At 67.8% G+C, this 13624-nt stretch carries 13 protein-coding genes and 1 pseudogene; 9 read left to right on the top strand and 5 right to left on the bottom strand.

Annotated elements, in window-relative coordinates; genetic code table 11:
- Window positions 1–23: 23 nt before the first annotated feature.
- The 4 genes and pseudogenes from yidC to rpmH form a co-directional block, all read right to left on the bottom strand.
- Entirely contained in the window at window positions 24–1115 is a 1092-nt protein-coding gene (gene yidC / locus Q0066_RS08935; RefSeq protein ID WP_298132200.1) for a membrane protein insertase YidC, read from the bottom strand.
- A 95-nt stretch (window positions 1116–1210) separates the two neighbouring features.
- A pseudogene (gene yidD / locus Q0066_RS08930) lies at window positions 1211–1474 on the bottom strand (membrane protein insertion efficiency factor YidD); the annotation flags it as partial.
- Window positions 1438–1770 carry a ribonuclease P protein component gene (gene rnpA / locus Q0066_RS08925; RefSeq protein WP_298132132.1) on the bottom strand — a complete coding sequence of 111 codons (333 nt, stop codon included), beginning with the start codon at window positions 1768–1770 and terminating at the stop codon, window positions 1438–1440. The pseudogene yidD and the gene rnpA, both read right to left, overlap by 37 nt.
- A 23-nt stretch (window positions 1771–1793) precedes the next feature.
- Window positions 1794–1931, bottom strand: coding sequence for a 50S ribosomal protein L34 (gene rpmH / locus Q0066_RS08920; RefSeq protein ID WP_105186735.1), 138 nt, complete (start codon window positions 1929–1931; stop codon window positions 1794–1796).
- A gap of 356 nt (window positions 1932–2287) precedes the next feature.
- Here rpmH and dnaA point away from each other — a divergent pair, with 356 nt between their 5' ends.
- The 8 genes from dnaA (at window position 2288) to Q0066_RS08880 (ending at window position 10555) form a co-directional block, all read left to right on the top strand.
- Window positions 2288–3682, top strand: a complete 1395-nt coding sequence (gene dnaA / locus Q0066_RS08915; RefSeq protein ID WP_298132128.1) for a chromosomal replication initiator protein DnaA — start codon at window positions 2288–2290, stop codon at window positions 3680–3682.
- Between the two features lie 538 nt (window positions 3683–4220).
- Window positions 4221–5381 carry a DNA polymerase III subunit beta gene (gene dnaN / locus Q0066_RS08910; protein ID WP_298132126.1) on the top strand — a complete coding sequence of 387 codons (1161 nt, stop codon included), beginning with the start codon at window positions 4221–4223 and terminating at the stop codon, window positions 5379–5381.
- 91 nt (window positions 5382–5472) lie between these two features.
- Complete coding sequence (gnd, locus tag Q0066_RS08905; protein WP_298132124.1) at window positions 5473–6354, top strand: phosphogluconate dehydrogenase (NAD(+)-dependent, decarboxylating); 882 nt, start codon at window positions 5473–5475, stop codon at window positions 6352–6354.
- Between the two features lie 32 nt (window positions 6355–6386).
- Complete coding sequence (gene recF / locus Q0066_RS08900; protein ID WP_298132122.1) at window positions 6387–7550, top strand: DNA replication/repair protein RecF; 1164 nt, start codon at window positions 6387–6389, stop codon at window positions 7548–7550.
- On the top strand, window positions 7537–8019 hold the full coding sequence (locus Q0066_RS08895) for a DciA family protein (protein ID WP_298132120.1): 483 nt from the start codon (window positions 7537–7539) through the stop codon (window positions 8017–8019). Before recF ends, Q0066_RS08895 begins: the two co-directional genes overlap by 14 nt.
- Window positions 8020–8160: 141 nt before the next feature.
- Window positions 8161–9471: a hypothetical protein gene (locus Q0066_RS08890; RefSeq protein ID WP_298132119.1), complete on the top strand. Its 1311-nt coding sequence runs from the start codon at window positions 8161–8163 to the stop codon at window positions 9469–9471.
- Window positions 9468–10025, top strand: coding sequence for a hypothetical protein (locus tag Q0066_RS08885; RefSeq protein WP_298132117.1), 558 nt, complete (start codon window positions 9468–9470; stop codon window positions 10023–10025). Before Q0066_RS08890 ends, Q0066_RS08885 begins: the two co-directional genes overlap by 4 nt.
- Complete coding sequence (locus Q0066_RS08880) at window positions 10022–10555, top strand: hypothetical protein (protein WP_298132115.1); 534 nt, start codon at window positions 10022–10024, stop codon at window positions 10553–10555. The genes Q0066_RS08885 and Q0066_RS08880 overlap by 4 nt, the downstream gene beginning before the upstream one ends.
- On the opposite strand, the gene Q0066_RS08875 is transcribed toward Q0066_RS08880, so the two are convergent.
- Complete coding sequence (locus Q0066_RS08875) at window positions 10539–11144, bottom strand: hypothetical protein (RefSeq protein WP_298132113.1); 606 nt, start codon at window positions 11142–11144, stop codon at window positions 10539–10541. The genes Q0066_RS08880 and Q0066_RS08875 overlap by 17 nt on opposite strands.
- A 349-nt stretch (window positions 11145–11493) precedes the next feature.
- On the opposite strand from Q0066_RS08875, the gene gyrB reads away from it, so the two are divergent.
- Window positions 11494–13503, top strand: coding sequence for a DNA topoisomerase (ATP-hydrolyzing) subunit B (gyrB, locus tag Q0066_RS08870; protein WP_298132111.1), 2010 nt, complete (start codon window positions 11494–11496; stop codon window positions 13501–13503).
- Window positions 13504–13624: the final 121 nt, after the last annotated feature.

Below are 13624 nucleotides of genomic sequence, written 5' to 3'. Positions count from 1 at the left end.
CGTTTCTCTCCTGTCGGGCCTGATCAGGCCTGGCCGGGGTTGGTCTTCGGCTTGGGCGGCCCCTGCTTACGGGAGGCACGGTTGCTCCGTTGCGGCTGCTGCCGCTGCACCTGCTGACGCTGCACACCACCACCGGTCGAGCCGGTGCCCTCGTCCGACGTCGTCGAACCGGACGGCTTGCCGCCCTGGCGGGCGACCTTGCTGGTGTCGGCCGCCGGCGGCGTGGGGGCCTGGCGCCGGTTCTTGCCGGCCCGCTTGCGCGCCAGCTCGTCGGGATCCTTGCCCTTGGCGCGCATCCGCTCTTCCCAGTCGAGGTAGGCGGGAGTGTTCGGGGCCGGGTTGTTGTGGATCAGGATGTACTGCTGCACCATCGTCCAGACGTTCGAGACCAGCCAGTAGAGCAGCACGCCCACCGGAATGTTCACACCCATGAACAGGTACATGAACGGGAAGACGTACAGCATGATCTTCTGCTGCTGCGCGAACTGCCCGGTCAGCGCCTCGGGCGGCATGTTCTTCCGCATCAGCTGCAGCTGCGTGACGAAGAGCACCGCGGTCATGCTGATCACCAGCACGGCACAAAGAATCTGGGTGGCGCCGAAACCGTTCGTCAGCGGCCAGAAGATGCCGGACAGCTTGGCGCCGAAGATGGTGGCGTTCCGCAGCGACTCGGACTGCTCAACGCTCAGCACGCCGATTGCGTGACCCTGGGACGCGTTCCACAACACCTGGTACAACGCGATGAAGATCGGCATCTGCAGTACCAGCGGAAGACACGACGCCATCGGATTGACGCCTTCCTCCTTGTACAGCTTCATCGTCTCCTGGCCGAGACGTTCACGGTCGTGGCCGTACTTCTCCTGAAGCGCCTTCAGCTGCGGCTGCAGGATCTGCATATTGCGCGACGAACGGATCTGCCGGACGAACAGGGGAATCAGCAGGGTACGGATCACCACGGTCAGCGAGATGATCGCGAGCGCCCAGGACCAGCCGCTCTCGGGGCCGAGGAACGAGGCGTACAGGGTGTGGAAACTGGACATGATCCACGACACCGCCAGGTACAGCGGCTGCATCATGGTGTTCAGCGCACCGAGGAAATCACCCCACAGGTCCATCGGCACGATCTGCGGAATCGGTGGGATCACGTTGCTCCTCGATGTTCGGTTGAAGAGTGGAACTCATGGGGGACGGCGCCAGCCTGCTCAGCGGCCCAGGCCTGGGCTGCGGCGGTACCCGGAACCGGGTCGTAACCGCCCAGTGACCAGGGATGACAGCGTCCGAGGCGACGCAGAGCCAGACCGGTGCCACGCCAGGCGCCGTGCACGGTCACGGCCTCCAGGGCGTAGGCCGAGCAGGACGGGTAGTACTTGCACACCTGGCCGTAGATCGGGCTGATCACCGCGCGATACCCCTTGAGCAGGGCGATCAGGACGGACTTCACGACGCATCCAGGCGGCGGGTGGCCGACGTCCAGGCCGAGTCGAGGTCGGCGGCCACTCCACCGGCGTGGGGGAGCGCCCGCACCACGACATCGACGTCGAACGGAACTCCAGCCAGCCGCTCGGCGACCAGATGCCGGAGTTGTCGCTTCACGCGGTTACGCCGGACGGCGTTGCCGACCGCTTTCGACACCACGAAGCCCGCTCGGGACGGCGGCTGATCGGTACGCACCATGTGCAGCACCAGACCGGGACGTCCGCAACGGACGCCCCGGCGCATGGTGGAGCGGAAGTCCTCGGCGGTGCGAAGCCGCGCGGCCTTGGCCAGCACCTGACGGCTCGTCGGGCTTTTGGTCAGCCGGCGAGGCGGGCGCGGCCCCGGCTGCGGCGGGCCGAGATGATGGCGCGCCCGGCACGGGTGCGCATGCGGAGGCGGAAGCCATGGGTGCGGCTGCGGCGCCGGTTGCTCGGCTGGAAAGTGCGCTTGCTCACGGAAGTGCTCCCCGTTCAGTTTCGCTGTCTTGCTTGGTTTGCATATTGTGCTCGAACCGATGCGCCCACTGTGGGCACACGCGAGGGGTCGCTGGTGGCGACCTGCCAAGGTTACGCGTCCGGTCCGACTCTGGGCAAACCGAGCGCTCCCGAACGTCGTCGAGCCGACACGCCGAGAGGGTCTGTTTTTTCTGGGAATCAGTTTGCGGATGGCCCCCGGGCCGACTAGCGTTTCGCTCCGTTGACCTGTCACGCGGCATCGTTCCCGTGGGGCCGTGCTCCCATTCACAGCCTGTGGATAACTCGTGTGGATGACTGGTCGACCGAGCAGTACCTCGCAGGGAAGGGAGCGCAAGGTGCCCGACCATCAGGCCACGACTCCCGGTCCCGTTGATCTCGAGGATGCCTGGCGGTTCGTCTGGTCGGAAGCCGATCCCCCTTCCCGCGCCTGGCTGCGCAGCACGCATGCCGCCACCATGCAGGACAACACGGTGATCGTCAGCGTGCCCAACGAATTCACCCGCGGCCGGGTGGAATCCCGCCTTCGCGGCTGGGTGGAGGATCAGCTGACCACCTACTTCGGACGCCCGATCGGCATCGCCACCGTGGTGCTGCCCGGTGCCGGCGAGCTCAGCGAGGACGATTTCCCGGCCGGGCAGGCCGAGACGAACTCCGAACAGCCGACCGAGCGCGTCCTGGTCGACGACCAGTCCGGCGGCCGGCTGAACCCGAAGTACACCTTCGAGTCCTTCGTCATCGGCAGCTCCAACCGGTTCGCGCACGCGGCCGCGGTGGCTGTGGCCGAGGCGCCCGGCAAGGCGTACAACCCGTTGATGATCTACGGCGAGTCGGGACTGGGCAAGACCCACCTGCTGCATGCGCTGGGTCACTACGTGCGCAGCTATCACGCCAACCGCCGGGTCAAGTACGTCTCTACCGAAGAGCTGACCAACGACTTCATCAACGCCATCAGCGACAACCGGACGGCGGACTTCCGCCGCACCTACCGCGACGTGGACGTGCTGCTGATCGACGACATCCAGTTCCTGGAGTCGAAGATCCAGACCCAGGAGGAGTTCTTCCACACCTTCAACACGTTGCACACGGCGCAGAAGCAGATCGTGATCACCTCCGATCGGCCGCCGAAATCGTTGGAGGCGCTGGAACCCCGGCTGCGCAGCCGGTTCGAGTGGGGGCTGATGACCGACATCCAGCCACCCGACCTGGAGACCCGGATCGCGATCCTGCGCAAGAAGGCGGCCGCCGAGCGGCTGACCGCCGGTCCCGACGTCCTAGAGTTCATCGCCAGCAAGATCCCCACCAACATCCGCGAGCTCGAGGGTGCGCTGATCCGGGTGACGGCCTTTGCCAGCCTGAACCGCCAGGAGGTCGATCTGCCGCTCGCCGAAGTGGTGCTGCGCGATCTGATCCAGCACGGCGACGACACCCCGATCACCGCGAACCTGATCCAGTCCGAGACGGCCGCGTACTTCTCGATCAGCACCGACGATCTGTGTGGCGCCAGCCGCGTCCAGGGTGTGGTGATCGCCCGGCAAATGGCGATGTACCTGTGCCGGGAGTTGACCGATCTGTCGTTGCCGAAGATCGGCCAGTCGTTCGGCGGACGCGATCACACCACCGTGATGCACGCCAACAAGAAGATCCGCCACCTGATGGGTGAGGACCGCAAGGTCTTCAACCAGGTCGCCGAGCTCACCAACCGGATCAAGCAGCGCGCCGTCCAGCGCTGAAGCAGGAGCTTCCGGCACAACCCGGCTCCGTCGTCGTCCGAGCCCCTCTTCGTCGTCCCGGCGAACTCTTCGTCATCCCGGCGGACGCCGGGATCTCCGTGCGGTCGCCGAGGTGCTGTTGCGAGATCGCGGGTCAAGCTCGGGACGACCTCGCTCGTCATCGGTCGTAGCTCCCCTCGCCGTCTCAGGACTCTGCTGGATCGGTCTCAGGACTCTGCTGAATCGCAACCGATTCGTGTGATTCCCGTCGTGGAGAAGTCCTGTGGATAACGCGATGGGCTGTGGACGGCGTTCGCGGGCCCGGAGTCATCCGCAAGTACTACCCGTGTGATTTCGAGTTACCCACAGCCACCGACCACTGCGAAACGCCGTCCGACAAGGGTTGTCAAGCGTTATCCACAGTGTCCACAGCAGTGATGACTACCACTGACGGTTACACGTCGAATGACACTAAAAGTAGGCCGGTCCGCAATGTGTGGAAGAGCTGTCGTACGGCACCGTTATGATCGTCGTCCGGAGTACTGAGCAAGGGAGCCCCGTGAAGATCCGCCTCGATCGTGATGTTCTCGCCGAAGCCGTCGCCTGGACGGCTCGCAGCCTGCCGACCAGGCCCAGCGTCCCGATCCTCGCGGGCCTGTTGGTGAAGGCCTCCGGCGGACAGGTCGTGATGTCGAGTTTCGACTATGAGACGTCCGCCCAGATCGGTGTGCCGGCGCAAGTGACCGACGACGGTGTCGCGCTGGTCTCGGGCAAGCTGCTCGCCGACATCGCCCGCTCGTTGCCCAACAAGCCGGTCGACATCACCGCCGACACGTCGCGGATGGAGTTGGTCTGCGGCAGCGCCCGGTTCACCCTGCAGACGCTGCCGGTCGACGACTACCCGGCACTCCCGACGATGCCCGAAGCGACCGGCACGGTGAAGAGCGAGGACTTCTCCCGCGCGGTGGCGCAAGTGGTGGTGGCTGCTGGTCGCGACGAGTTGCTGCCGGTGTTCACCGGCGTCCGGATGGAGATCGAGGGCGACACGCTCTCGCTGCTGGCCACCGACCGCTACCGGATGGCGTTGAAGGAGATCACCTGGACGCCCAGCGGTTCCGGCGGCGACGGTGCGGCGCTGGTGCCGGCCCGGGTGCTCGGCGAGACCGCCAAATCAATGACCTCGGGTGAAGTGGTGACGCTGAGCCTGGCCAGCGGCGGCACCGGCGACGGCCTGATCGGCTTCGAGGGCGCCGGCGCGGCAGGCACCCGCGAGATCACCACCCGGTTGCTGGACGGCGAGTTCCCGAAGGTCCGTCACCTGATGAACGTGCAGGCCACCGTCACGGTCCGGGCCAACACCGCCGAGGTGATCGCCGCGGTGAAGCGCGTCGCACTGGTGGCCGAGCGGAACACCTCGCTGCGCATGCTGATCGGTGACCAGACGATCACCCTGGAGGCGGCGACCGGTGACCAGGCGCAGGCCGTCGAAGCGCTCGAAGCGGTGGTGACCGATGAAACCGGCCAGGGCCTGGCGATGACCGCGGCCGGCTTCAACCCGCACTATCTCGCCGACGCGCTGACTGCGCTGGACGCGCCGTATGTGCATTTCTCCTTCACCGCGCCCGGCAAGCCCTGCCTGCTCACCGCACTCAGCGAACTCGACGGCGAGCAGCAGACCGACTACCGGCACGTGATCATGCTGATGCGGCTCCCCGCCTGACCCTGCAGGGTCTCGACAAGACCGTTCGTCCGCGACATCCTGACGACGGATCGCGACAACGCGCGACCGCACGCCCCGCGGAAGGAACGTTATGGAACTCGGTCTGGTCGGTCTCGGCAAAATGGGCAACAACATGCGCGAGCGGTTGCGGCGCGGCGGCCACACCGTGGTGGGCTACGACCGCAATCCCGACGTGAGCGATGCCAGTTCGCTCGCCGACATGGTCAATCAGCTCACCGGTCCCCGGGTGGTGTGGGTGATGCTGCCGATCCAGGTGGTGGACGCCACCGTCGAGGAGCTCAAGGGCCTGCTGCAGCCCGGTGACCTGGTGATCGACGGCGGAAACTCCAAGTGGACCGCGGATGCCCGGCACGCCGCGAACCTGGGCGAGAAGGGCATCCGGTTTCTCGACTGTGGCGTCTCCGGCGGCGTGTGGGGGCTGCAGAACGGCTATGCGCTGATGGTCGGCGGCGCCGACGAGGACGTGGCGCTGGCCCAACCGATCTTCGACACGCTCAAGCCGGACGGCGATGTCGGTTTCGTGCACGCCGGCAAGGTCGGTGCCGGACACTTCGCCAAGATGGTGCACAACGGCATCGAGTACGGCCTGATGCAGGCCTACGCCGAGGGCTGGGAGCTGCTTGAGGCGTCCGGTGAGGTGACGAACGTGCCTGAGGTGTTCAAGTCGTGGCGGGAAGGCACCGTGATCCGCTCCTGGCTGCTCGACCTGATGGTGCGGGCACTGGACGCCGACCCGCACCTGGACGGCATCGAGGGCTATGCCGCCGACTCCGGTGAAGGCCGCTGGACGGTGAACGCCGCCGTCGAGCTGGGCGTCCCGGTGCCGACGATGGCGGCCGCGCTGTTCGCGCGGTTCACCTCGCAGCAGGAGGATTCGCCGTCGATGAAGATGGTCGCCGCGATGCGCAACCAGTTCGGTGGGCACGCGGTGAAGGCCGAGGGCGAGCACTGAGGCCGGCCGGCGACCTGCCGTAAGGTGACGGCGTGTTCGTCACCCACCTTTCGCTTGCGGATTTTCGCTCGTACGCGAGTGTCGAGTTGCGGCTGGAGCCGGGTGTCACCACGTTCACCGGCGCCAACGGGCAGGGCAAGACCAACCTGGTCGAGGCGGTCGACTACCTGGCCACGCTGGGGTCGCACCGGGTGGCGTCCGAGGCGCCGCTGGTGCGGCACACCGCCGAGCGGGCGATCGTCCGCGGCCGGGTGCAGGCCGGGCTGGACGATCCGCGGCAACTGCTGCTCGAGATCGAGATGCTGCCCGGACGGCAGAACCGGGCCAGCCTGAACCGGGCGCCGCTGCGCCGGCCGCGGGAACTGCTGGGGGCGCTGCGCACCGTGCTGTTCTCGCCCGAGGACCTGGCGCTGATCAAGGGTGACCCGAGCGAGCGCCGGCGCTTCATCGACGAGCTGATCACCACCCGCTGGCCGCGGCTGGCCGGCGTCCGATCCGACTACGACAGGGTGCTTCGGCAGCGCTCGACTCTGCTGAAGTCCTTGTCGGGACGGGGTCGGTCGATCCCGGACGGCGCGGCCGCCACCTTGGAGGTGTGGGACGAGTCGCTGGCCGGTTTCGGTGCCGAGCTGATCCAGGCCAGGGTGCGCACCCTGGCCGACCTCACCCCGCACCTGCAGCGGGCCTACCTGGCGATCGCGCCCACCAACAACGACGCCCAGCTCGCCTACCGCAGCCCGATCGAGCCCGAGCCGGACACCTCGGTCGAGGAGCTGCGGGCCCGGCTGATCCTGGCCATGGCGGAACGCCGCTCGGACGAGATCGCCCGCGGCGTCTGCCTGGTCGGCCCGCACCGTGACGACATCGTGCTGAGTCTCGGCGAGCTGCCGGCCAAGGGTTATGCCTCGCACGGCGAATCGTGGTCGTTCGCGCTGGCCCTGAAGCTGGCGTCCTTCGACCTGCTGCGCGCCGACGGGGTGGAACCGGTGCTGATCCTGGACGACGTGTTCGCCGAACTTGACCAGATGCGCCGCGAGCGGCTCGCCGGCATGGTCGCCGAAGCCGAACAGGTGCTGATCACCGCGGCGGTGGCGGCCGATGTGCCGGCGGCGTTGGGCGGACGCCGGTTCCAGGTCGGCGGCGGTGAGGTGAAGGAGATCGACGAGGCGAGCGAGGGGGAGTATGACCGAGCATGACCCGTCCGGCATCGACCTGGCCCGGATGATCGCCCGCAACGCCCAGGGCATGCCGTCCGCGCCGCAGCCGCGCAAGAAGAAGCCGAAGTCGAAACCGACCGCCCGCAGTGCCGGCGACCCGCAGCCGCTGGGCGAGGCCCTCGACGAGCTGATCGCGAGCCGCGGCTGGTCGAGGGAGGTCAACCTGCAGCACCTGCTGGGCCGCTGGGCCGACCTGGTCGGACCGACCAATGCCGAACACTCGCGTCCGGAGGGCTTCGACAAGAAGGTGCTGCGGGTGCGCACGGATTCGACCGCCTGGGCCACCAACCTGCGGCTGCTCGCTCCGTCCATCGTGGCCCGGCTCAACGAACAGCTCGGCGACGGCACCGTGACCCGGATCGTGGTCAAGGGTCCGGACGCGCCGAGCTGGAAACATGGCCCGCGCAGCGTCCGGGACGGCCGCGGCCCGCGCGACACCTACGGCTGAGTGACCAGGAGAACCGTCCCCAGTGACCGTGGGGACGGTTCTCCCCGTCATCAGATGGGACGAAAAGAACCGTCCCCGCGTACCGGTACGACCGCCCCTGCGTACCGGTGCGACCCCGTCCGGCGGTTAGGATCGCTCGCGATGGAGGCCGTCCGTTCCCTCGCGGGATCCCTGAATCACCTTGTCACCACCACTGCTGTGGTGTGGTGGCGGACGCTGCCGCGGCTGCTCGTGGTGGTGCTGCTGGGCTGGCTGGGGTACCGGGTCTTCGCGCAGCTAGCGGCTTTGGTGGTGGACGTCAGCGCCTGGCTGTCGCTGCTGATGCTGTCGCTGGGCTTCGTCGTCCGGCTCTCCACGATCATCGTCGGACTGCGGATCACCGGGCAGGAACTGCAGATCAGGCAGGCGCTGCCGCTGCCTGAGGAGGATCCCCGGGACACCTCGATCTCGCATCTGCTGTCCCTCACCCTGCTGCCGTTCCTGGGCATCTACGCGGTGTTCGACGTGGTCACCGACGCCGCCAACGACATTCAGATCAACTACTACGTGTTCGGCGGGCTCACCTTCGAGCGTCCGGTGCTGGCCCAGCTCAACCCGCAGGGAACGGTCGGCGCCTGGGTGCTGGTGGGTGTGATCGTCGGACTGTACGTCGTCAGACGGCTGATCGACCGGTGGTTCGAACGCACCGGGTTCCGGCCGCTCGGGCTGCTGGCCGCACTGGTCGAGGGCTTCTTCATGCTGATCGTGCTGATGAGCGGACGCCAGCTGCTGGTCCGGCTGGGCAACTGGGTGGACGAAAGGGCCTTTCGGGTCTGGCTGGACTATCCGTCCTGGGGGTTGCAGCAGCTGTTCGCCGGCCTCGGCATCGACATCTCGGACGTGCTGGCGCAGCTCGGCGCGTTGTGGTGGGACGTGATCTGGCCCGGGGTGACCGCGATGGTGGTGGAACCGATGCTCTGGCTGGCCCTGGCCGCGCTGGTGTTCGGCAGTCAGGTGGTCTCCATCGCCGACCTGTGGCGCCAGGGCGAACCGGTCGGGGTCGGGGTGCGCCGCGGCCGGGTCGAAGTCGGCGACCGGGAACGCGGCCTGGCCCTCGGCGTCCAGGAGGCCTTCTTCGGTGACCTGAACGACAAATACCTGCCGACCTGGCAGTCGTTGCGACTGGTGCTCGGGGTGGGCCCGGCCTTCTTCGCCGCCTTCATCGTCTGTTACGGGGTGCTGAGCACCGGGGAGGAACTGCTGCGCCGCGGCCTGGACAGCCTGCTCGGCGGGCACCCGGCACCGTTCTGGGCGGTGGCCGGTCCGCCGATCGACCTGGTCGTCACAGCGCTCGCCGAACCGCTGCGGTGGGCTCTGCTGGCCACCGCCTTCCATGCCTGCCTGGGCCATTTCGCCGCGCATGCCGGAGCCGAGGCCGAAGCGCCGACGACCCTCGCCGAGGAGGCCCGGTGAACCGGCGGTGGGCGGGCGGCCTGATCGCGGTGCTCGCCTGCCTGGCGATGATCGGCTTGCACACCTGGCTGGGTGAGACGCCCCGGGAACACACCACCCGGGTGGCGCTGGGCAAGCCCGGACGGCTCTACGACTCGACCATCACCGTCAACTCGTCCACCATCGGGCAGGCGCTCTACTCCGACAACCTCTTCGTCGGCCGCTCCGGGGTGATCTTCCTGGCGGTGAACGTCACGATCGCCACCGACGGCACGCGACGCAGCCTCGACTGGACGGTGGGCGGCGAATCCAACGGCCGCAGCTTCGCCGCCCGCGACCCGATCACCGTGCCCGAGCCCGGCTTCCGGATCACCCAGGACGTGGTCTTCGAGATCAGCCCGGACGACCTGGCCGGATTCACCCTCACGGTGCTGGACCGAGCGCCGATCTACGCCTACGACCCGCAGCTCGAGATCGACCTCGGAGTCACCCCGGATGCCGCCGCACAGTCGCTGGAGAAGGACCGCTACGCCGTCGTCCGAACCACCCGGGGTCGTGTCGAGGTGGATCGGTGAACGCGCGCACCCGGCAGTGGATGGTGGCCGGCGCGGTGTTTCTCGCCGTGCTGGCGGTCACCGTGGGCTGGGTGGGCTACCTGCACGCGCGGAGCACGCCGCACTGGCAACAGACCGCGCCCGGAGCATGGGCCGACCCGCTGCCCGAGGGCGGCATGCCGATGCGGGTGGCTTCGCTCACGACCACCCCGATGCTGATCACCGATCGCGGCGACCAGCCGGCACCGGCCGGCGCGCTCTGGGCGATCGCGGTGATCGACTACCGGCCGCCGGCAGAGGGTAGCTACTGCGCGCTGATCCTGCTGGCCGCCGACGGCCGCCGCTGGAGCGGGGTGAGTCCGCTGGACTACTCGGGCAAGCGGGCACTCGACAGCGGCTGTGGGTCACCGGCCGGTGCGGACGGGACGGCACGCGGCGAGCTGATCTACCTGATCCCCGAGGACGGCGCCGGCTCGCTGGCGGGGCTGGCCGGGGTGGTGAGCGCCTATCGGGGGACGGCGCCGCACCCGGTGCTCACGCCGGCTCGATGACCACCGGCACCTCGAAGCGGTACGCCATTCGGGACGCCGACCAGACCATCTGGCCCTCGCCGGTGGGACTGGCGTCGATCCACTCCAGCTCCGAGGCACCGACCGAGATGTAGTCGGTGGCCGGGAATTCGTCCGGGTCGAAGACCAGGGTGCAGGGCACCATCGGAGTGCCGGGGTTGAGCACGTCGGACTTGCCGAGGGTCTCGCCGGGGCCGAAGAACAAGCTCGCCTCGGCAGTCACCTGGCGGTTGACCGGATGCTGCATCGAGAACGCGTTGCGAACCAGCCGGTCCTTCGTCGACGCCAGCGGTGCATCGGTGTTGTTGCGGCAGCGTCCGAATACGTACACCGTCCACGAATTCGTGCGCTGGCGGGCTTGTGCCCGATCGGCCGCGAACGACATCGGTCCCAGATCGACCTCGGTGCCGACCGGTAGCCGGGTCAGCCGGTCGGTGGCCTTCTCGAAGCCGCCTGCCAGCCAGGTGCCGGCCAGGGCCAGGACGACGATTCCGACCAGTAGCCAGCGGGCGGGGAGAGACGCCGGGGTGCGCCGGGATGAGGCAGGGGTGCGCCGGGGGGACGGAGGCACGTCCGGGGGTGACGGAGGTGTTCGTCGGGGTGACGAGGTGGGCGGCACGGCTCGCAGTCTAGGACGGCACCGGGGCCGTCCGGGTTCGACGCGGCTCAGAACCACGCAGGTCGAGGGACCGTATGGGGGGCTACGAACGGGGGGAAATCGGCTCAGAGGGCCGCTCAGTGGCCTCCTATCCACAGATCGACCCAGAAATGGACGTCGATATTAGGGTCGGGGCGCTCCACAGGGTAGACTGGGCGAGTTCCGACGCCGCCACCACCCTCGGTTCCCGCTGGGCTGAACCCAGACCGGGGTTGTGGGCGGTGTTCGTGTGAGTGAGACCCGAACAGCGAGGGGTACCTGAGTGAGCGAACCGACGACCGGTGGCCACACGGTCGGCGCGGCGGCGCATGCCGTCGAAGCCGGCAACTACGACGCCAGCGCGATCACCGTCCTGGAAGGCCTGGAGGCGGTCCGCAAGCGCCCCGGCATGTACATCGGGTCGACCGGTGAGCGCGGCCTGCACCATCTCGTGCAAGAGATCGTCGACAACTCCGTCGACGAGGCGCTGGCCGGCTACTGCGACACGATCATCGTCCGGCTGCTCGACAACGGCGGCGTCCAGGTCATCGACAACGGACGCGGCTTCCCGGTCGACCTGCACCCCAAGGAGAAGATCCCGGCGGTGACGGTGGCGCTCACTGTGCTGCACGCCGGCGGCAAGTTCGGCACCGGCGGCTACAAGGTGTCCGGCGGCCTGCACGGCGTGGGTGCCTCGGTGGTGAACGCGCTCTCCAGTTCGCTGACGGTCGACGTCCGCCGCGATGGCTACCACTGGCAGCAGAGCTTCACCCTGGGTGACCCCGACGGCCCGCTGGAGCAGCTGGAGCCGTCCGACGAGACCGGCACCACGGTCACCTTCTACGCCAGCTCGGACATCTTCGAGACCACCACCTACAGCTACGAGACGCTGGCCACCCGGTTCCGCGAGATGGCGTTCCTGAACAAGGGCCTGTCCATCACGCTGATCGACGAACGCACCGACCGCCGCACCGATGAGGAGGATGAGCCGCAGCGCGACGTCTTCCACTACGACGACGGCCTGATCGACTTCGTGAAGTTCCTCACCGGCAGCAAAGAGACGATCCACCCGTCGGTGATCGCGATCGACGCCAACAACGACGAGCAGCAACTCAGCCTCGAAGTGGCGATGCAGTGGAACTCGTCGTTCAACGAGAGCGTGCACACCTTCGCCAACACCATCAACACCCACGAGGGCGGCACCCACGAAGAGGGCTTCCGGGCCGCGCTGACCAACACCGTCAACCGCTGGGGCGAGACCTGGGGGCTGATCAAGAAGCGCGAGGACCGGGTCTCCGGCGACGACATCCGCGAGGGCCTCACCGCGATCATCAGCATCAAGCTCGGCGAGCCGCAGTTCGAGGGGCAGACCAAGACCAAGCTCGGCAACACCGAGGCCCGGTCGTTCGTCCAGCGGGTCACCAACGACCTGCTCGGCGACTGGTTCGAGAAGAACCCGGCCGAGGGTCGCGACATCGTCCGCAAGGCGCAGGCGGCGGCGTCGGCCCGGATCGCGGCCCGCAAGGCCCGCGACATCGCCCGTAGCCGCAAGGGCCTGCTGAAGACCGGCCAGTACGGCAAGCTGTCCGACTGCCAGTCGACAGAGCCGTCCGAGTGCGAGGTGTTCATCGTCGAGGGCGACTCCGCCGGCGGCTCGGCCAAGGGCGGACGCGACCCGCGGATCCAGGCGATCCTGCCGATCCGCGGCAAGATCCTGAACGTCGAGAAGGCCCGGATCGACAAGATCCTGCAGAACCGCGAGGTCGAGGCGATCATCAACGTGCTCGGCACCGGGGTGCAGGACGACTTCGACGTCAACAAGCTGCGCTACCACAAGATCGTGCTGATGGCCGACGCCGACGTCGACGGGGCGCACATCCGCACCCTGCTGCTCACCCTGCTGTTCCGGTTCATGAAGCCGCTGATCGACCACGGCTACGTGTACTTGGCGCAACCGCCGCTGTACCGGCTGCGCTGGACCAACGCTCCGCACGAGCTGGCCTATTCGGACGCCGAACGCGACACCCTGCGCGACGCCGGCTTCGCGGCGGGCAAGAAGCTGCCGGCGCCGAACAACAACCCGATCCAGCGCTACAAGGGCCTGGGCGAAATGAACGCCGACGACCTGTGGGACACCACGATGGACCCGGACAAGCGTTCGCTGCTGCAGGTGACCCTCGAAGACGCCGCCACCGCCGACAACATGTTCTCGATCCTGATGGGCGAGGAGGTCGAGCCGCGACGTCACTTCATCCAGCGCAACGCCAAGGACGTCCGCTTCCTCGACATCTGAGCCCTCGTTGGTCGAGCTTGTCGAGACCTGGCGCACGCGGTTTCGACAAGCACAACCAGCGGTAGACCCCAACGAATGGAGACTGACCGATGACTGACGGTCCCATCGACAACGATCCCAC

The sequence above is a fragment of the Micropruina sp. genome (assembly GCF_027492755.1).
GTDB lineage: Bacteria > Actinomycetota > Actinomycetes > Propionibacteriales > Propionibacteriaceae > Micropruina.
Note: the sequence above shows the minus strand (reverse complement) of the source record. Positions and strands in the feature narration are given on the sequence as shown.